This window comes from [Clostridium] clostridioforme AGR2157 (genome assembly GCF_000424325.1).
Taxonomy (GTDB): Bacteria; Bacillota; Clostridia; order Lachnospirales; family Lachnospiraceae; genus Enterocloster; species Enterocloster clostridioformis_A.
Genome location: NZ_AUJR01000036.1, coordinates 1 through 19,739 on the forward strand (window position 1 = coordinate 1; position 19,739 = coordinate 19,739).

Here is a 19,739-nt window from a genome sequence, read left to right on the forward strand (position 1 = left end):
CCTACGCGAGTAAACTCGCAAGAGATGATTTCCGTCTTCCGGTTATCTGATTTCCAGATTTCCGGAAGCGCGATTTCATCGCGCAAGAATAATCAATGGCAGATAGCGGTTGGGGAGAAGAACTGTTTTACCGGCCCATTCGGACCGAGAAGGGTGAGATTTATATTGGGTTCTGGGATACGGACAATAATGACAATCTGTTCATAAAAACGGAAGAGGAGTTTCGGCGGGACTGCCTGGGAGGAAGTCAGATTGGACAGGTGCCGCAGCTTTAAACGTAAGTCTTTCAATGCAAACCAAAAACAGTGGCTAAATATGAAAAGAACAAATGTTCTAAAAAACGTATTGCGATCTCATGTCTGCTCCTGTATAATAGCACTAGTATAGTTAACATTAAATAGCTTTATGATTCAGCTTGTTTTTGGCCTTTCCTTTTTCGTTTTGTTGGAATAGGCCGCAATAAACTCATTGGAAAGCCTCTGGGATTTTAAGAGAAGTATTTTTGCTCTTTTATAAACTCTGGCCTGAACCGTTCCTTTTTGAGTGACTGATGTCAGATATCGCAACTCGTCATCAGTAAGCGAAATTGAATTTGCGTTTTTAGGCATAAGTTCTTTCCTCCGAATTTGGTATGAATAAGAGTATACCATAAAAGGGGAATAACATAAAGTTATTTAAAAACATTTATACTAGAAAGAGGAAGCGATAGTGGCGAGGTGGTATTATGACAAGCGGGACCCCCTGGCATGGATATAAGAGTATCAGCCCTGAGTGTATGTAATGCTATGTACCGTAGGAGATACTGATTTAATGGAGGGCGGCGATGGATAAGAATGAATTAACATTTTCCATTAATCAGGATTTCTTTCAGAGTATATCTAACATTCTGGAAGAAGCTCGTAGAAATGCCAAAACTGCCGTCAACCTTTCCATGGTTTACGCATACTACGAGATCGGCAGAAAGATTGTCGAGGAAGAGCAGAATGGGGAGAATCGTGCCGCTTATGGCAGGCAGCTTTTAAAGGAATTATCTAAATTCCTGACAAAAAATTATGGCAAAGGCTATTCTGCAGAGAATTTAAAACTGATGCGGAGATTTTATATGGTATATTCTCAGGATCAAATTGGGGGTGGAGTAACCAGAAGATTGTTCCGGAACTGAACGATCAGCTGATTTTGGAACATTTGCGGAAGATCCAACGCAAAAATCAGTTCGTGGGCGGCGGCTAGAAAATAGGGCGCTTTTGATGGATATGAGGTGAAATATAGGTGAATTGTTATCGCTGGCGTGACGATTTAACGAGGATTTTTTAAGAATCACTTGAATTTCATAGGTGGATTGATTATAATAGAAGTGTAATAAAAAAGGAACAACCACCTCGTACAAGAGGTTGGCCTATATCAACGATAGAAAAATCCACCCTTTTAACGGCCAAGTTTACAAGGGTGGTTTTTCTGTACCCGTTTCCGGGATTAAGAAAACGCTACTGACTAATCTTTAAGATAAAGGTCAGTAATGCGAGAATGAACATACCAAAGGCCATTAAGTCCTTGAAGTCAAATTTCATTCGCACCACCTCCCATCTTATGTAAAATGGAAGGCCAACACCTTGTAATAACATGATTGTTCCCTACGGATATTTTAGCAAATTATTTTCTATCTTTCAATGATGGAAAAACGAATTTATAAAGGCTCTTTTATATTTCACATAATTACATTATAATATATTGTATTGGAGGTATTAATATGTTTAAACTCTATTCAGAAAGAAATGCTAATCCTAACGAATTACCAGATGTATATGAATATAAAGTATCAGTGCTACTTTTTCACGAGAAATCGGAACTAAAAGTTTAGTACCCAGCAAAGGATATTTTAATGATAAGAAAAAACAAATTGAGTTTTTTATAGCATCTTGTCAGACAACATATTTTTTAGATTTCATTGATTTTATTTCTAATATTTTCTTCCAATTAAAAAAGGAGCCTCCCTATTCTTATGACACCGAATATGTAGACTGCATAGAGCAAGCCTTTATAGTTTCTGATACAATCTTTTCAAAACATGAGAGGAATCGCCACTCCATCTCTGGTTGCGGGTATCATGAATGCAAAATATGTCAACGGCATGCCGCTGGCAAGACAGGAACGGGAATTCGCAGGATATGATTTAAAGCTGTCAACAAAGACCATGGCAAACTGGATCATCAACTGCGCAGACAGATACCTGAAACGGCTCTATGACCGATGAAGGAAGAATTCCTGAAAAGCCGATATATCCATTGCGATGAGACACGTCTTCAGGTAATCGGCGAATCGGAGAAGCAAGGGTCCACTCAAAACTGGATGTGGGTTTATCTGACAGACCGTTACAGCGAAGCCCCGCAGATGGTTCTTTTTGATTATGAGCGGACACGCGCCGGTTATCATCCGGCGAACTTCCTGGGAGACCAGTTTCAGGGATATCTTACCTGCGATAGTTATCAGGCATATCATGGGCTGAAGGATTCCATCATCATTTCCGGATGCTTTACCCATGCCAGACGCCGGTTTGACGCAGCGCTTACCGCACTGAAAAAGGATTTCACGAAGGAGCAGCTGAAAGAAACGGTCGCATATCAGGCCATGGCCAGAATCGGTGCCAGCGCTGTGGTTTACAGTATCACAGAGACAGCGCTTTTAAATGGTGTGAAACCCTATCTTTATCTTACATACGTTCTGGATCAGCTGCGGCGGATGGACCCGTTCCCGAAGCCGGAAGACCTGGATCGGCTTCTGCCCTGGTCGGGCGAACTTCCGGAAGAACTTCGAACAAAAGAATAAAATTTGAGCCGCCCTTTTGGGGCGGCTTATTTTGAAAAATCAAGGTACGGATGATTACCTACTTACGTTCTATCTTATACAAGAATATGAAGCTTTTGCAGGGAATCCTGAATTCTCTTCGTCCGGCTGTGGTAGCTATGATCGGATCTGCCGGGATCCTCATTCTGATTTCCGTATTCTGGGGAAGCGCAGAGCAGATCGCCCTAGTACATACCAACTGAGTGCTGGCAGGCATCTTCGCTGTATGCCTGGTTTTGCTGCAGAAGTGTAAGATGAATCCGATTTGGGTTATGGGCTGGCGGGGGTCATGAAAGTGGCGGCTTCGCTGTCTTTCGAAGTTTTATCGTGACAATGTGTCTAATAATTATCAAAATCCCCTACAGCTTTTGCACATAAAGCTGCAAAACCTACAGCTTTGTGAAAAAATAGAATGAAGTTGTTGAAAGTAAAAAAAACGTATGTTAATCTTGAACTAATAAAAAAGAAACTGTTGTATGAAAAAATCAAAATTAACAAAAGGAGAAGGGTCATGAAGAAAAAAATGTTAGCACTTGGGTTGGCTGCTTTGACTGCAGTCATGTCTCTTGCAGGATGTTCCGAAAAGACGGAAACCTGGACGGTTACCTGTCCGTGGGCGCCATCTGGTGTGGCAGCCATGGTAAGCCAGAAAGCAGCCAGTCTTTCAAACACTTACTCAGACAAGATTGTACTGGTGGCGGATGCCGTAAAAGGGGATGCGGCAACGGTAAACAGCTGGGTGGCAGAAACAAAAGCAAATGATTCGGAACTGGTATTTGCAGGAGAAGGTCTTTTTTCCATTACCTCAATTCTGGATCCGGCGAAGATGCAGTTCAGTTATGACGATTTTGAATTTGTTGAAAATTTGTATTCCTCCGTATTTGTCATGTCGGCAGATGCAAAGCTTGGAATCACTTCTATCGATGAATTAAAGTCTTACATGGATCAGGGAAATCAGATTTCCATTGCAACAAACGGAGCAACCGGATCGGAGGCCTTTTTGGCGGCTGCACTGTTTGGATCCATGGGCTATGGAGACCAGATCAAGATCGTTGCGTACAGCTCAGCGGCTGAGGCAGCCCAAGCTGTGGCAAAGGGAGAGACAAACTTTGCAGTATCCCATCAGTCCCAGATTTTAGAGACCTATCAGCAGAATGGTGTCAGCATTGTCTGTGCCTTTGATGGCGAGGATATTGCAGACGGTCCGTTTGCAGGAGTGGAAGGTGTCGGTAAGTACGGATATCCTTACTTCAGAAACCGTTGCCTGATCCTTGCACGCAAAGGTACGGATGCAAAGAAGATTGCGGCATTAAAAGAACTCTATGACAAAATCCTTGCAGACCAGAGTGTCAGCGAGTGGCTGGCGGATACCATGCTTCTGGAGGTAGACACCATGACCAATGATCAGGTTTTGGAACACATTGAAAACGTAAAGAGCATTGTAAACGAATACAAGGATCTGGTTGTACAGTAACCAGTGAAGGAAATATCATAATCATGAGGATGCTGTGTAACGGCAGCATTCTCATTTTACACTTAGCCGCGGCGATCTGATGTTATGTCAGCCGTGAGACATATTCATTGCAATAACGGGAGGAAGGAAAACGATGCAGGAAAAGAAACTGGATCAGATCGCATCCAGATTAAAGGAAAAGCAATTTACAATTCCGACCGATCTGGTCGGAGCCATATTATTTTTTGCATTGGGGGCATTTTTGTTTCTGATCATGCCGGAACAGGTCTCTGTTTCGGAAAGTGATGTTGTAAATGGAAGAGTATTTCCAAGACTTTTATTTTTGCTCATGATGATCTGCAGCTTGATTCTGATCATTCAGAATGTTTCAAAGCTGCTGAGAAAGGAACCGGTTCAGACGTATACGTTTCATCTGTTGACAGAGATCAAGGCATTGTTGATTCTCGGCATCCTCATTATGACTTATCTGATCTGCAAAGTAACGGATCTGTTTGTGCTGGGCGCTGTTTTCTGTGCAGTCAGTTTCCTGCTTTATTTCCGGTGCCGGAAAAAAAGCTATTATGTGATTACGCTGGGGCTGGCTGTGCTGATCTGGGCGGCGTTCTGTTTTGGACTGAACGTAAAATTTTAGAGGAGGAATGTGAGATGGGTGCTTATATCGGACCGGCGCTGAAAATGCTGTTTACACCGGAAAACTTTATCTGGATGAATCTCGGGGTGTTTATCGGCTCTGTGTTTGCTGCAATCCCCGGACTTACCGTAATCTTATGCATTATCCTGTTTTTGCCGTTTACCTACAAGATGACAGCGATCCCGGGCATGATGTTTCTGCTTGGAATTTACTGCGCGGGAGGTTACGGCGGAAGCGTATCTGCAATTTTGATCAATACGCCGGGAACACCGCATGCAGCCACCACCATGCTGGACGGACATCCCCTGTCAGAAAAAGGACGGACAAAGGCGGCCTTGAAGATAGCTCTGTATGCATCTACATTTGGAGGTATATTCTCCGCTTTAACGCTTTTGTTTTTAGCACCGCAGGTGGCGAAGGTTGCAGCAAACATCGGAACGGCAGAATATTTTCTGGTTTGTGTCTTCGGTCTTACGATCATCGCCGGAATTTCCGGAAAGAGCATGCTTAAGGGAATCATCTCAGCTTGTGTCGGTCTATTTGTTTCCTGTATTGGAGCGGATCCGCAAACCAGTTATGACCGTTTTACCTTTGGCATTTCCAGACTGTATCTGGGGCTGGATCTTGCAATCTGCCTGATCGGCCTGTTTGCGCTGATTGAGATTTTGAAAAAGGCAGAACTGAAGCCGGATCGTTTAAAGCTGGATACGTCCAGAATTGCAGATGATGGAAAAATCAGTAAAGATGAGTACCGCCGCATGGTGCGCCCGGCATTTATTTCCTCGATTATAGGCACGATTATCGGAATCATTCCCGGAACCGGAGCGTCTATGGCATCCTGGTTCAGCTATGACGTGGCGAAAAATATGTCGAAGCACAAGGAAGAGTTCGGACACGGATCGGTAGAAGGAATTGCTGCTGCGGAAAGCGCAAACAACGCAGTAACCGGTGCAACGCTCATTCCTCTGCTTACGCTCGGAATTCCGGGAGACGGCTGCGTGGCCATCATGCTGTCCGCGCTGATGATCAATGGACTGAATCCTGGCTTAAGCCTCTTTACGACACAGGGAGATATTATGTACGCGATCATGATCGGGCTTTTATTTGTAAACCTTTTCATGCTGCTGCAGGGAAAATATCTGACGAAACTGTTTGCTAAGGTTGTCTCTATCCCGCAGGAAATACTTACACCGATCATTGTGATTTTCTGCTTTGCGGGAGCTTATTCGGTGAATAAGTCCTACTTCGATGTAGCAGTAACGCTGACATTTGCCGTGATTGCCTGGATCTTGTATAAGCTTGATTTCCCGACAGTTCCGATTCTCCTCGGTCTGGTGCTTGGGAATATGACAGAAACTAATTTCCGCCGTGCGCTTTTGATCTCAGAAGGAAATCCATCCATTTTTGTAAGCAGTCCGTACTGTCTGATTTTTATTGCGCTGATCGTTGGTGCAGTGGCTATGATTGTGAGAAGCAAAGTTATGGAACGCAATGCCCGAAAAGTCCAGCTAAGAAATGTCAAGGAATGATTTGAAAAAGATGTTCTGCCGCATAGCGGCTGCAGTGCTCTTCGGGCGTGATGATTTCAAAAGGCTTGTTATCCCTAAGCATGGCGAAAATAATGTTACAGATCTTGTGCATGACCGCGCCAACAGCAACATTCTTTTTCTTACAGGTACATTTGCGAATGTAATAATCGTAAATAAAGGCTTGAACCCCGCTTCGACATATGGACTTTATCCCCGTTGAACTTGCCAGACTGTTTTACAGCCGGATCAAGCCCAAAGTAAGCGTAGAGCTTCTTGGGTGAAGGGAACAGGTCAAAGGAGCCCATTTCCGCAATTAGGACAACCGCACTTAAAAAGCCGACACCACGAAGGGATTGAAGAAGGTTAATGCGTTCATAAACAGGCTTCCCTTGCAGCTTGTCTACAGCTTTGTGCAGTTCTTCCAGTATGGAGTCCAGATGCTTCTGGTATTCCTGGTAGGAATCTGTGTACATCTTGATGCGGAGTGCATTGCTGGGCAGGGCGCGCCCAAATACAGAGGCATCCCTTGCAGCGGCGCAGATGGCGTCATATTTGGCAAGTGCATACTTTTCCCCGAAACGCGCCGTACTCCGGATGATTTCAGTGATTTCATCCTTTGGGGCTGCGAGCATGTCCGAAGCAAGAGGATATGCCTGCAGCAGCTTCAAGGAAGTCTGTGTCGTGACCTTGCTGAACACCTGCAGGTAAGCAGGAAAGGACACTTTGAGTTCCGCATTCAGCTTGAGGACGATTGCCGATTGGAGGTCTTTGAAGTAATAGTAGTCGCGGACCTGGTTTCGGAGGTCAATGATGTCATCATCCGGGACAATGGAAGTTTTCAGGGAAGCGTCCAGACCAACTTTGGCAGCCTTTTTTGAATCAAATTTATCATTATGTAGTTTCCTTATGTTCAAATTTGTGCTATTCTTAGTGATTATAGGATTGATGACGGAGCAGTCAAACCAGCCTGGTGCATTATGGAAGCCGCAGACATGATAAATATTTTATGCTTTATAGACCCTCTGATGGAGGGGGAATCCTCCTTCGGCATCTATACAAATATATTTAAATTGGACTTTGTAACTATTAACCAGTAGTCACTCTTGACTACACCATTATTATACTAGGAGTTTAAACCATGAGAGAAAACATTATCTTTTATTTTACAGATCAGCAGAGAGCGGATACCTGCGGCTGTTTCGGACAGCCTCTGGACATTACGCCGAATCTGGACAGCCTCGCAAAGGAAGGCGTAAAGTTTGATCACGCTTATTCTCCGCAGCCGGTCTGTGGACCCTGCCGTGCATTGTTTCAGACGGGAAAATATCCTACGGAGACTGGGTGCTTTCGGAATAATATTATGCTTCCAAAAGGTGTAAAAACACTTGCAGATTATATCGAGGAGGCTGGATACGAGACAGCCTACATTGGAAAATGGCATTTGGCAAGTGATGGAGAACTTGAGAAAGCGCCGGTGATTGATCATACCATTACAGCCATTCCGAAAGAGCTGCGCGGCGGCTATACCGGATTCTGGAGAACGGCGGATGTTCTGGAATTTACTTCTCATGGTTATGACGGTTATGTCTTTGATGAAAATGATAACCGCATCGATTTTAAAGGCTACCGGGCAGACTGCATTATGGATATGGCGCTGCAGTTTTTTGATCAGTATGACCGGAAGAAACCGTTCTTTATGACGATTTCCCAGATTGAACCGCATCATCAGAATGATCACAAGCATTATGAAGGACCGCATGGATCCAAAGAAAAATACAAGAATTTTGTCCTTCCGGGAGATCTGGCAGCGTTAAAGGGAAATGCGGCAGAAGAGTATCCGGATTACCTGGGACAGTGTGCAAGCCTGGATGAGAATCTGGGGCGTCTGATTGAGAGACTGAAGGAAGAGCATCTGTATGAGAATACCGTCATCATTTTTGCATCAGATCATGGTTCCCATTTTATGACAAGAAATACAGACAGTCATCTGCATGGCTACGACGATTACAAGCGTACCTGCCATGCGGCGGCGACTCATGTACCGCTTGTTATAGCGGGGGGTCCCTATCAGGGCGGAAAGGAAGTAGAGGAGCTGGTCAGCACGGAGAGTCTTCCAAAGACGATTCTGGCGATTGCCGGTGTCGATGTGGGGGACGCCATGATCGGGGAGAATCTTCTTGACGTTGTCTGCGGAAAGACAGATAATAGACCTGATGAGGTGTTCTCGCAGATTTCGGAGAGCCGTGTTGGAAGATGTATCCGAACCAGGTATTATCTGTATTCTGTCTATGCACCGGATAAGGATGGAGGTGCTTGTGCAGCATCGGATCTGTATGCGGATGATTTCCTCTATGATTTGAGGACGGATCCGTATGAGTTGAATAATCTGATCCATGATCCGGCATATGACAAGGTCCGGCTGGAGTTGCGGGAGAAACTGCTTGGATGGATCGAGAAGGCGGAACATAGCCGTCCGCGCATTGTAGATGGGGAATAATGTTTGAAAATGGCAGAACTTCCATCTGTAGTGTGAAGAAAAATTGAAAAAGAACTGGCGGGAGGAGTGCATTGAATACAGGGTTATCTACTAACAAAAAGAAGTCAGACATCATTTATAACCGGCTTCGCGCGTATATTGACGAAAATAAATTTTCGGCGAATCTGAGGCTCCCGTCTGAGAATGCACTCTGCCGTCAGTTTCAGGTCAGCCGGGATACAGTCAGGCTGGCCATGGCGAGACTGGTAGAGGAAAAAATTGTGATCCGGGTCAAAGGGAGCGGTTCCTATATTAATAAAGCGACTGCGCTATCCAGTCGAGTCGGTTTGCAAAACTCCTGTCTGAAGATCGGACTGATTCTGCAGGGCCAGGATTCCAACGCGAATTCCGGTCTGATTGACGGGATTCGGGAAGTACTGACCGATACGGATGCAGATCTGCAGACATTCTTTACGGACAATAAATTTTCCAGTGAGCGGAACTGTCTGGATGTGGTAGCGCATCAGGGCTTTGATGGGTTTATTGTGGATGGTGTGAAGGCAAGTCTTTTAAATCCCAATCTGGACTGTTATCGGAACATTTATTCCAAAAAAATCCCGGTGATTTTTTATAACAACTATTACAAAGAGTTAAAGTACCCCCGTGTGATCAATAATGATTATAAATGTGCTCGGGAACTGATCGGACTGCTGACTCGAGCAGGGCATAAAAATATAGCCGGCATCTTTGTGTACGATAATTATCAGAGTATTGAAAAATTCAGAGGATATGTGAGTGCATTAAGAAGCGCCGGGATTGTATTTGAAGACGATTATGTGAAGTGGTGCATTTCCAATGAAGCGCATTCGGACGGCTTTTATAAGGAGATTGGAAAATTTTTAAAGAGTCTGCAAAAATGTACTGCCGTGGTCTGCTGTAACTATATGATCCTGCAGTCTGTACTGGCCAGTCTGAAGGAGATGAAAAAGAATGTTCCGGAGGATTATTCCCTTGTCTGCTTTGATTATTCCAATAAGGACTGGAAAGAAACAGGCATTACCTGCTCGATCCATCCTGGTTATGAAATGGGAGTTTTGGTCGGAAGCCGGTTGATGCAGATGATCCGACAGAAGGATTATTCGGATAATGGATATTCGTATCTGATGAAGCCGCGCATTTATGAGGGAAGATCGATCAGGGTGATCAGATAAGAGGTGCAGATAAGATGAAACAGCTTACCGTGATGCTGAAACCGGCATCGTCACTTTGTAATCTCCGCTGCAGCTATTGCTTTTATGATGATATCAGCAGTTTGCGGGAGGTGTCCTCCTTTGGGATTATGACGGAGTCGGTTGCCAGAACAGTGCTCGATCACATTCTGACTGAACTGGAAGCCGGAGACCGGCTGACATTGTCCTTTCAGGGCGGAGAGCCAACGCTTGCAGGGCTTGATTTTTACCGGAATCTGACTGAGTATATAAAGCAAAAGAAAACAGAGGTGCAGATTTTTTACACGATTCAGACCAACGGCCTTCTTTTGAATGAGGAGTGGTGTGAATTTCTGACAGAGAATCATGTTCTGATTGGAATTTCCTGTGATATTCTTTCGCAAGCACATGATCATGCGCGGACGGACGAAAAAAAGAATGGAACATACCGGCGTGTGGTGGAAACGATCAGGCGGCTTACGCGGTATCGTGTGGAATACAATGTACTATGCACATTAACCCGGCAGATAGCCAGACATCCGAAACAGGTCTGGAATGAAATTAAAAAGCTTGGAATTGAATACGTTCAGTTTACGCCATGCTTGCGTGATCTTACGTGTTCCAAAACGGAAGCGTTTGCGCTGACGCCAGAGCGGTTTGCATCATTTTATCAGGAACTGTTTGACTTATGGTATAAGGAACTCTGTGACGGACAGTACCGGAGCGTGAAGCTGTTTGATGATCTGGTCCAGCTGCTTTCCAGAGGGCTTGTAACAGCTTGCGGAATCGGCGGATACTGCCAGCCGCAGATTGTTGTGGAGGCAGACGGAACCGTGTATCCCTGTGATTTTTACTGCCTGGATCCTTTTGCAGTAGGTAATTTGACGCGGGACTCTTTGCGTACAGTCTACGAACGTTCAGCTGTATCGGCATGCAAAAAGAGGGAGAAGCTCCCCGTACTTTGCGGCGATTGCCGATACCGGAAGCTCTGCGGAGGAGGCTGCAGGCGGATGCAGGAGGAAGTGTGCTGCAGTTTTGAAGATACATATTGCGGGTATCGGGATTTTCTGAATCATATATGGGAGAGACTTGTAAAGATCAGTAGTAGATGAACGGCTGGATCTTTCTTTGCATGAAAACTTTTTCAAGAGATGTTTGCCAATGCCATTGAGGAATCCTATCAGGAGTCTCTTACAAGAAAGCAGGCACGCGCCTCTAAAGGCAATCAGAAGGCTTATGCTGGAATCAAATGGTCTCATTACCATAGCTTTTAGAAGGGGTTATATCAAAGATGGATTGGGGAAACCCAGAAACGATATGGGACAACAGGAATACCATATCAATGAATACTTTAAATCAAGGGAATGGACGCAAATCATCCAAAAATAGGTTTAAGCTGTCCGGATATTATATCATCGGGAAACCGCAGTGACAAAGGAGGTTCGGAACATGAGGAAAGTAAAGATAACTGTTTTAAAAACCACCCTGGACAAAGAACTGGCCCGGGAATACGGGGCAGAGGGCCTGACTGCCTGTCCCATGATGAAGGAAGGGCAGGTATTTTATGCGGATTATGCAAAGCCTGAAGGGCTTTGTGATGAGGCATGGAAAGCCATTTATCAGTACGTATTTGCCCTGGCCCATGGTGCGGGAAATGAACTGTTTTATTACGGAGACTGGATTAGAAAGCCGGGAGTCGCCATATGCAGCTGCAATGACGGACTGCGGCCTGTCATATTCAAACTGGAGTCCACCGGCCAGGAGTCTGCCATGGATTACGAGCCGGTCCGGTAAAATGAATCGACCGGTTTGACGGGTATGAATGGACCGTATTATGAGAATACAGAACCTGTATTTACAGTGTATAATGTCATTATAATCTGCATAAATGGCGAAATAGCAATGCCCGTCAGCCATACTGCATTCTAAGATTATGCAGCATGGCCGGACGGGCATTAGCTTACGCAAATCAGCGTATAATTACAGACAGTTTATAAATTCCAAAATGGACGATAACGGGCTATTTCGAAGTTCTGTTACGGGTGATATCGGCTATTTCAAAGTCCCATTCCAGTCAGTATTTAATGGCGTTAAAATTTTGGTTTCGCCGTCATTCTGCCGTCATACCTCCGTCACCCTTCCGGATCCTTAAAAATAGAAAATCCCGGCGGAAAATAAGTAAACAGCAGAAAACAAATCAATAAAAGAAACACGGTCATGGATGTCATATGACTGTATTTTTCCAAAAGACAGCTCCCTGACAGTCCGCGGTATATGAGAAAGGCAGCAATTACACAAATGTAAAATAGTGTTATATCCACAGCCAAAATGCTACGTCCCAGCACGCTTGTATAGGAGTAAAACAGCACTGGCATCAGGAGCGTTCCCATAAGCAGTCCTGCGTGAAATGCAGATAAGCGGCAGGCGTCGGTCACGCCCTTTAAGCTCCATAGACCAAACAGGAGCATGGGGAAAAACAGCAGTTTCATATGTTCCCAGACAGACTCATTGACAGGGGCAATAAGGCCGATGAGAGGATTGCGGCCGGACCAGCGGTAGGTGAAATGGAGAAGGGTCCCCAGTACGGATACGAACAGAATCCCGGCTATTGTTTGTGAAATATTCATATGCACCTCCTGTTACACTATATGAAACCGGGACATATGGTAGAACATTGGACTGGAAAGGGCTTTCGTTTTCTTTTTGACAAATATTATAAAACAATGTACACTGAAAATATAGCTAAAAGTCAGGAATATGCCCATGGAGGATGATATGCTGAGGGATAATATGGAGGATGGATTCAGCCCGGGTTCCATGCTGCATTTGTGGACAGCTCAGACATACGCAGTCCTTATTGTCCGGTACCTTTGTGCTTGCCATGTTCTCATCCAAGGGAGACCTGAATCCGAAGAACGGAAGAAAGGTTCTGTGGGGCGTTGTACAGTCTCTTCTGGCTGTGGGACTTCTGATTGCGGGTGGATTGAAACCGCTTCAGACAATTTCCTTGCGGCGGCATTCCCCTTTATATTTATTATGCTGTTTGCGGGGGCTGCCCTTGTTAAGGCTATGATGAAAGAGAAATAGTTGTGTGTTAAGAAATATTCGCGGGCGCAGAGCCAGCAGAGTAAGATTGGGTGTCCTGGAAGCTGCCTTTTATATGGAGGGCGGGCTTTCAGGACATGTTTGCTTTGTTGGATGGGGGAGAATGCGGAAATAAAAGATTGCAGAAGGAAGGAATTGACATTTTGGTTAGCCAATGCTAATCTTATCACATAAACCACACATTAGCTAAGCAAAAGGGAGATGATATTATGTCAACAGCCATTATATGTGCAGTTCTGATTGTCATTGCAATAATTGGGCTCAAGAGCTACGCCAAAAAACTAACCTCCGGGTGCTGCGGGGCCTCGTCCCAGGCATCGGTGAAAAAAATCAAAGTCAGTGATAAGGATAAGTCCCATTATCCCTATTCACGGATTCTCAAGGTGGACGGCATGTCCTGCGGTAATTGTGCCGGCCATGTGGAAAATGCCCTCAACAGCCTGGAAGGGGTGTGGGCCCAGGTGGACCTGGAAAAAGGCGAGGCTCTGGTGCGGATGAAACAGAAGTACGGAAACAATGAGCTTAAACAGGCTGTTAAGGACGCAGGATATGTGGTCTATAAAATAGAAGAAATCATACTGACAGGGAGGGGAAGCATCTATGGCTTTGGAGGATCTGAAAACATCAGAAGACCGGAAAAAAGCATTGCGTCGAGAGACAAAAGAGGCGGTTGCAGCGCTGGATGAAGGGTACACAAAGGAGGCGGACCTTCAGATATTCCGGCATGTGACCGGGCTGACGGAATATGAGCAGGCGGAGACTCTGTTCTGCTTTGTGGGAACCAGCGGTGAGATTAATACAGCGCCCATACTGGAGGAGGCTTTAAGGCAGGGAAAACGGGTGGGTGTTCCCAAGTGCACTGCCAGAGGGATCATGGAGGTACGTGAAATCAGGAGCCTTCGGGATTTGGAGGCAGGAAAATACGGTATATTGGAACCGGGAGCACATGCTCCGGTCATACAGCCGGAGGAAATCAATCTGGCCATTGTGCCATGCATGTCATGCAGTTACGACGGCAGGCGGCTGGGGTACGGCGGCGGGTACTATGACCGCTATCTGGGCGGGACCCGGGCCGTGAAGGCAGTCATATGCAGGGAACGAATCATGCGCGCGGACATACCTATGGAGCCCCACGACCAGATGATGGATATAGTGATATCGGAAAATGGAGTCAGGCGGTTGGGGAGTCAGTGAAATGGCGGTCATCCGTATGGGAATACCTGCTGGAAGTAAAATAGTCTTGAAAAAATTCACTAAACTGATTAAACTGATACCATGAGAATATTATATGAAAAAACGCTGGACGGGATCTGCCTCCAGCGTTGTTATGGTTTGGACAAAAGTCTGGAGATTCCGGGGACGGCTGACGGCATGCCGGTGACAGAGCTGGCCGCCTACCTTTTTTCAGATACAGTCCGCAGGCGGGAACCGCCGCCCGGTGAGTACCAGGGAGAGCCGGAGCTTTGCGGCAGCCGGGTGGAGGAAATCAGCCTGCCGGATACAATCAGGAAGGTGGGGGCCTATGGCTTTTACAACTGCTACGGCCTGAAGAGGCTTTCATGCAACAGTGCCGTGGAGGACTGGGGAGCCGGGGTATTTACCGGCTGTACAGGCCTGGAATGCCTGGATATCCGTATTGCCAAGGGCAGGAAGTCCTGCTTTAAGGACATCCTGTCGGAGCTTCACCAGACCCTGTCCGTAAATTACAGGTCCGGTTCGGGTACGCTTCTGGCAAAGCTTATATTTCCGGAATTTTTTGAGGAGTCCGTGGAAAACACACCGGCCCGCATCATCATGAGGGAGATGCATGGCTGCGGTCATATGTACCGGTACTGTTTTGACGGAGGGGATTTCCGTTTCGATGAATACGACAGGCTGTTTCCCCATGTAAAGGTCCAGGAAAAGCCGGAGCTGGCGGTGCGCCTGGCCCTGTACCGCCTGTACTGGCCCTATGGTTTAAGGGAAAATGCAGAGGATGAGTACTGGGATTATGTAAGGATTCATGCCGGGGAAGGCACAAAGGGACTGATTGAACGTGGAGAGCGGGATATCCTGGGCTTCATGGCCCGGTCAGCCCGGCTGGGAGACGCTGAGATTAAGAAGATGATAGATGCCGCCGCCAGGTCCGGTGATGCCCAGTCCTCCGCCCTGTTGCTGGATGTGAAGCACAGCCGCCGTAAGGCGGCAGGCAGGACCGGATGGGGCGGGGTGGAGCCGCGCGGCGGACGGGAACGGACATTTGAATTATAAATGCCGCAACCGTCATAACTTAAGTCAGTAAAGCATCAGTTTATAAAATAAAATATACCAGGAGGATAATAATGGCTAAGAATACAATAGGACAGGAATTACAGGAACAGCTTACATGGGCGTTCCCTCATATTGGAAAGGATAAACCGGAGCAGGCGGGAAAGGCGTTCAAATACTGCGAGGGCTATAAGGAATTTCTGGATGCGGGAAAGACCGAGCGGGAGTGTGTGAAGGAAGCTGTAAAGATGCTTAAAAAGGCAGGCTATAAGCCCTTTGACTCCAGGGAATCCTATAAGCCTGGTGATAAGGTGTATTATGTGAACCGCGGTAAATCACTGATTGCCACCACATTTGGTAAGAAGCCCCTGGACCAGGGCCTGAGAATCAACGGAGCTCATATTGATTCCCCCAGGTTGGATTTAAAGCCCAATCCTCTGTACGAGAAGGAGGATATTGCATTCTTCAAAACCCATTATTACGGCGGCATCCGCAAATACCAGTGGGGAACCATTCCCCTGGCCATGCACGGCGTGGTGGTGAAGAAAAACGGAGAGACCGTGGAGGTTTCCTTTGGAGAGGATGAGAAGGAGCCGGTATTCTGCGTGACGGACCTGCTTCCCCATCTGGCTGCCAAGCAGAACGAGCGTCCCTTAAAGGACGGGTTAAAGGGAGAGGAACTGAATATTGTGGTTGGCTCCCTCCCCTTCCAGGATGAGGAGGTTAAAGAGCCTGTAAAGCTGATGGCTTTAAGCCTTTTAAATGAGAAGTACGGAATTACGGAAAAGGACTTTTTCCGCGCTGAGATTGAAATGGTTCCCGCTGTAAAGGCCAGGGACGTTGGTTTTGACGCCAGCATGATAGGCGCTTACGGGCAGGATGACAGGGTTTGCGCGTATACGGCCCTGACAGCTGAGATAGATGCAAAGAAGCCGGCCCACACCACGGTGACCATTCTGGCTGACAAGGAAGAGATCGGCTCCACCGGCAACACGGGACTGAATTCGGATTTTGTGCTTCATTACATAGAAGATTTGGCGGAACAGGCAGGTGTCAGCCCAAGGGAAGTGATGAGAAAATCCCTGTGCCTTTCTTCGGATGTGAACGCTGCATTTGACCCCAGCTTTCCGGATGTGTACGAGGGCCGCAACACAAGCTATATCAACAAAGGCTGTGTGCTGACCAAGTATACGGGAGCCAGGGGAAAGTCCGGCTCCAACGATGCCAGCGCCGAGACCATGGCAAAGGTCATTGCCATTATGGAGGAAGAAGGCGTGTATTGGCAGGCCGGTGAGCTGGGAGCCGTGGATGTGGGCGGCGGCGGTACCATTGCCCAGTTCGTGGCGCACATGGATGTGGATACCGTGGATTTGGGCGTGCCCATCCTTTCCATGCATTCTCCTTTTGAGCTGGCTTCCAAGCTGGATGTCTATAATACGTATAAGGCGTTTAAGGCATTCTACAAATAGTCTGTGGACTGTTGCTTAAATTTTCATGAAATTGGTGGAAAGTCTTTTTTTTCACGGACAGGTATGATATAACTATGTACAGCGCACGCTATTTGGGGATGAATGGAAAAATAAGGATAATTCAAGGTCCTGCGTGTGAAATCAGGATAGAAAAGGGATATGTAAAATGAAAAAATCAGCACTCATATGTTTATGCGGACTGGTTGCGGCCTCCATCATGACAGGCTGCGGGGCCAGCCAGACAGAAGGAAAGGAAAATCTCGGCACAGTTGAGCTGGCAGAGTATAAGGGCGTGAAGGTAAATGTACCGGCTGTTATGGTAACAGATGCCGAGGTGGAGTCAAAAATCAACCAGGTACTCAGCCAGAATCCTAAAATTGAGGAAGTGGACAGGCCAGCCGCGGAAGGCGACATTGTCAACATTGATTATGTGGGAAAACAGGACGGAGTGGAATTCGCAGGCGGCACCGGCGAAGGACAGGACCTGACCCTGGGCTCCGGCAAAATGATCGACGGATTCGAGGACGGACTGATTGGCACAAAGAAGGGCGATAAGAAGGAACTGAACCTGACGTTCCCGGAGGACTACAGCGAAAAAGCCCTGGCAGGACAGGACGTTGTATTTGAAGTGACTGTGAATGCTGTAAAGGAAAAGCAGTCAGCCGTACTGGACGACGCATTTGTACAGAGTGTTTCTGATTTCAAGACAGTGGATGAGTACAGGGCCAGCGTTAAGGAAGACCTTTTAAAGCAGAAGCAGCAGTCTGCCGACCTTCAGATTCAGCAGTATGTACTTAAGAATGTGGTTGAGAACTCCAAGTTCAAGCTGAACAGGAATACCCTTTCCAGACGTTATAATGACCGCATCAAGCAGTATGAAGAGCAGGCTAAGATGTACGGCACCAACCTGTCCGGCATGGCTAAGGCCAATGGCATGGATGTGCCCGGATTACAGGAAGCTGTTTACGCGTCAGTGAAGGATGATGTGAAGAACCAGCTGGTCATCCTTAAGGTTGCCGAGCTGGAGGGCATTACCCTGGAGGATGCCGACCGTCAGGCATTTGCGGAGTTGAACGGCCAGACCCTCGAGGCCGCAGTGGAATATTTCGGCCAGGAGACCCTGGATGAAATGGCCCTGAACCAGAAGGTCATGAAGTTCATGGCGGACAACGCAGTCAACGAAGCCCAGGATGCAGCTGCTCCGGCAGAGGAGACAACGGCCGCAGAAGGGACTGCCGCCGCAGAGGAAACAACGGCAGCGGAAGAGACTGCTGCCGCAGAGGAAACCACAGCTCCGGCAGAAACCACAGCTGCAGAGACAACTGCCGCACAGTAAAGAAGGATTGCCAAAAGAAAAAGGAGGACTCGTACATGCAGATTTTAAAGGACAGGATACGCAAGGACGGCAAGATAAAAGCCGGAAACGTTCTGAAGGTGGACAGCTTCTTAAACCATCAGATGGACATCAAGCTTTTTGGAGAGATTGGGAAAGAATTCAAGCGCAGGTTCGCCGATGTGGAGGTCACCAAGATTCTTACCATTGAGGCCTCCGGAATCGGGATTGCATGTATTGTGGCCCAGTATTTTGATGTGCCGGTTGTATTTGCCAAGAAGACGCAGACCAAAAATATTGCAGGCGAGGTTTATACCACCAAGGTGGAGTCCTACACCCATGGCAGGGTTTATGATATCATTGTGTCAAAAGAGTTTCTGGGAGCCGGTGATAAGGTGCTGCTCATTGATGACTTCCTTGCCAATGGAAAGGCTCTGGAGGGCCTGGCTGCCCTTGTACGGGATTCCGGCGCTGAGCTGGTAGGCGCGGGCATTGTCATCGAGAAGGGATTCCAGGTAGGCGGAGACCTGCTGCGTTCAGAGGGAATCCGGCTGGAGTCACTGGCAATCGTGGAGAGCATGGACGAGGAAGCACAGACCATTGTGTTCAGAGATGATGAATAAGAAAACGAAAGCTTTATTTTATGATATTGACGGAACCCTCCTGTCTGAGAAAACAGGCCGGGTTCCCGAAAGTGCGGTACAGGCGCTGAAGGAGGCGCGGGCAAAGGGACATCTGGTGTTCATCAATACAGGCCGTGTATATGCCCATCTGGGTGAAATTAAGAAGCTGGTGGAAGCAGACGGATATCTGTGCGGCTGCGGGACATATATCCTTGCGGAGGGCAGGGTAATGTACAGCTACCACATTCCTCATGAGAGAGGGCTGGATATCAAGAGCCATATTGATGCGTGCGGACTGGACGGAGCCCTTGAAGCGTCGGACGGAATCCACATTCACAGGTCACAGTCACCTATTCCAAGGGTGGAGCAGCTGAAGGCGTCGCTCAGGCGTTCGGGCTGTCTGTCTGAATATGACTGGGAAGACGACTGCTATGACTATGATAAGTTTTATCTTATCTCGGATGAAAACAGCAGGCCCAAGGAGCTTTTTGGACGGCTCAGGGACATGGAAATCATAGACCGGGGAAACGGGGAATATGAATGTGTGCCCAGAGGACATTCCAAGGCAACTGCCATTGATTTGGTATTGAAGCATTATGGCATCTCTCTGGATGACGCCTATGTGTTCGGTGACAGCGGCAATGACCTTGCCATGTTCCGCTACGCAAGGAACTGTATCCTGATGGGAAAGCATGACGAGGTGCTGGAGCCCTACGCGACGTTCGAGACAAAGGATGTGGAGGAGGACGGAATCGCGTATGCCATGAAGGAACTGGGCATAATATAACACAGCGATAGTTAAT

17 protein-coding genes and 4 pseudogenes are annotated in these 19,739 nt (G+C 47.0%); 18 read left to right on the forward strand and 3 right to left on the reverse strand.

Going from position 1 to position 19,739, the window contains the following annotated elements:
- Positions 1-95 precede the first annotated feature (95 nt).
- Positions 96-275, forward strand: coding sequence for a hypothetical protein (locus G614_RS0115460; RefSeq protein WP_027642681.1), 180 nt, complete (start codon positions 96-98; stop codon positions 273-275).
- 135 nt (positions 276-410) lie between these two features.
- Here G614_RS0115460 and G614_RS0115465 read toward each other — a convergent pair whose 3' ends face one another.
- Positions 411-608: a hypothetical protein gene (locus tag G614_RS0115465; protein ID WP_027642682.1), complete on the reverse strand. Its 198-nt coding sequence runs from the start codon at positions 606-608 to the stop codon at positions 411-413.
- Between the two features lie 215 nt (positions 609-823).
- Between G614_RS0115465 and G614_RS0115470 the strand changes: the two genes are divergently transcribed.
- The 5 genes and pseudogenes from G614_RS0115470 to G614_RS0115505 all read left to right on the forward strand — a co-directional run bounded on the left by G614_RS0115470 (position 824) and on the right by G614_RS0115505 (position 6,475).
- Entirely contained in the window at positions 824-1,162 is a 339-nt protein-coding gene (locus G614_RS0115470) for a DUF1016 N-terminal domain-containing protein (RefSeq protein ID WP_027642683.1), read from the forward strand.
- A 912-nt stretch (positions 1,163-2,074) separates the two neighbouring features.
- A pseudogene (locus G614_RS35050) lies at positions 2,075-2,823 on the forward strand (IS66 family transposase); the annotation flags it as partial.
- A 529-nt stretch (positions 2,824-3,352) separates the two neighbouring features.
- Entirely contained in the window at positions 3,353-4,315 is a 963-nt protein-coding gene (locus G614_RS0115495) for a hypothetical protein (protein WP_022202970.1), read from the forward strand.
- 133 nt (positions 4,316-4,448) lie between these two features.
- Positions 4,449-4,946 (forward strand): tripartite tricarboxylate transporter TctB family protein, encoded by a 498-nt coding sequence (locus G614_RS0115500; protein ID WP_022202969.1) that lies wholly within the window; start codon positions 4,449-4,451, stop codon positions 4,944-4,946.
- Positions 4,856-6,475 carry a tripartite tricarboxylate transporter permease gene (locus G614_RS0115505; protein ID WP_330366918.1) on the forward strand — a complete coding sequence of 540 codons (1,620 nt, stop codon included), beginning with the start codon at positions 4,856-4,858 and terminating at the stop codon, positions 6,473-6,475. The genes G614_RS0115500 and G614_RS0115505 overlap by 91 nt, the downstream gene beginning before the upstream one ends.
- Here G614_RS0115505 and G614_RS27640 read toward each other — a convergent pair.
- Positions 6,465-7,437 (reverse strand): annotated as a pseudogene (locus G614_RS27640) (transposase); the annotation flags it as partial. The gene G614_RS0115505 and the pseudogene G614_RS27640 overlap by 11 nt on opposite strands.
- Positions 7,438-7,613: 176 nt before the next feature.
- Between G614_RS27640 and G614_RS0115520 the strand changes: the two are divergent.
- The 4 genes from G614_RS0115520 (at position 7,614) to G614_RS0115540 (ending at position 11,953) form a co-directional block, all read left to right on the forward strand.
- A complete protein-coding gene (locus G614_RS0115520) occupies positions 7,614-8,972 on the forward strand; it encodes a sulfatase-like hydrolase/transferase (protein WP_022202966.1) in 1,359 nt (452 codons plus the stop codon).
- 71 nt (positions 8,973-9,043) lie between these two features.
- On the forward strand, positions 9,044-10,162 hold the full coding sequence (locus tag G614_RS0115525) for a GntR family transcriptional regulator (RefSeq protein ID WP_027642687.1): 1,119 nt from the start codon (positions 9,044-9,046) through the stop codon (positions 10,160-10,162).
- 14 nt (positions 10,163-10,176) lie between these two features.
- Positions 10,177-11,271 (forward strand): radical SAM/SPASM domain-containing protein, encoded by a 1,095-nt coding sequence (locus tag G614_RS0115530; RefSeq protein WP_027642688.1) that lies wholly within the window; start codon positions 10,177-10,179, stop codon positions 11,269-11,271.
- 337 nt (positions 11,272-11,608) lie between these two features.
- Positions 11,609-11,953 carry a TIGR04076 family protein gene (locus tag G614_RS0115540; RefSeq protein WP_027642690.1) on the forward strand — a complete coding sequence of 115 codons (345 nt, stop codon included), beginning with the start codon at positions 11,609-11,611 and terminating at the stop codon, positions 11,951-11,953.
- Positions 11,954-12,291: 338 nt separating this feature from the next.
- On the opposite strand, the gene G614_RS0115545 is transcribed toward G614_RS0115540, so the two are convergent.
- A complete protein-coding gene (locus G614_RS0115545; RefSeq protein ID WP_022202962.1) occupies positions 12,292-12,786 on the reverse strand; it encodes a DUF6512 family protein in 495 nt (164 codons plus the stop codon).
- A gap of 233 nt (positions 12,787-13,019) precedes the next feature.
- Between G614_RS0115545 and G614_RS34480 the strand changes: the two are divergent.
- The 8 genes and pseudogenes from G614_RS34480 to G614_RS0115590 all read left to right on the forward strand — a co-directional run.
- A pseudogene (locus tag G614_RS34480) lies at positions 13,020-13,246 on the forward strand (BCCT family transporter); the annotation flags it as partial.
- A 227-nt stretch (positions 13,247-13,473) separates the two neighbouring features.
- Positions 13,474-13,836, forward strand: a pseudogene (locus G614_RS27645) (heavy-metal-associated domain-containing protein); the annotation flags it as partial.
- A gap of 28 nt (positions 13,837-13,864) precedes the next feature.
- On the forward strand, positions 13,865-14,458 hold the full coding sequence (locus tag G614_RS0115560; protein ID WP_027642692.1) for a 5-formyltetrahydrofolate cyclo-ligase: 594 nt from the start codon (positions 13,865-13,867) through the stop codon (positions 14,456-14,458).
- Between the two features lie 81 nt (positions 14,459-14,539).
- Positions 14,540-15,514 carry a leucine-rich repeat protein gene (locus tag G614_RS0115570; RefSeq protein ID WP_027642693.1) on the forward strand — a complete coding sequence of 325 codons (975 nt, stop codon included), beginning with the start codon at positions 14,540-14,542 and terminating at the stop codon, positions 15,512-15,514.
- Between the two features lie 71 nt (positions 15,515-15,585).
- Positions 15,586-16,980, forward strand: a complete 1,395-nt coding sequence (locus tag G614_RS0115575; protein ID WP_027642694.1) for an aminopeptidase — start codon at positions 15,586-15,588, stop codon at positions 16,978-16,980.
- Between the two features lie 166 nt (positions 16,981-17,146).
- On the forward strand, positions 17,147-18,316 hold the full coding sequence (tig, locus tag G614_RS0115580) for a trigger factor (RefSeq protein ID WP_027642695.1): 1,170 nt from the start codon (positions 17,147-17,149) through the stop codon (positions 18,314-18,316).
- A gap of 35 nt (positions 18,317-18,351) precedes the next feature.
- A complete protein-coding gene (locus G614_RS0115585; RefSeq protein ID WP_002587229.1) occupies positions 18,352-18,936 on the forward strand; it encodes a xanthine phosphoribosyltransferase in 585 nt (194 codons plus the stop codon).
- Positions 18,914-19,723, forward strand: a complete 810-nt coding sequence (locus tag G614_RS0115590) for an HAD-IIB family hydrolase (protein ID WP_027642696.1) — start codon at positions 18,914-18,916, stop codon at positions 19,721-19,723. The genes G614_RS0115585 and G614_RS0115590 overlap by 23 nt, the downstream gene beginning before the upstream one ends.
- The last annotated feature ends 16 nt before the right edge of the window (positions 19,724-19,739 follow it).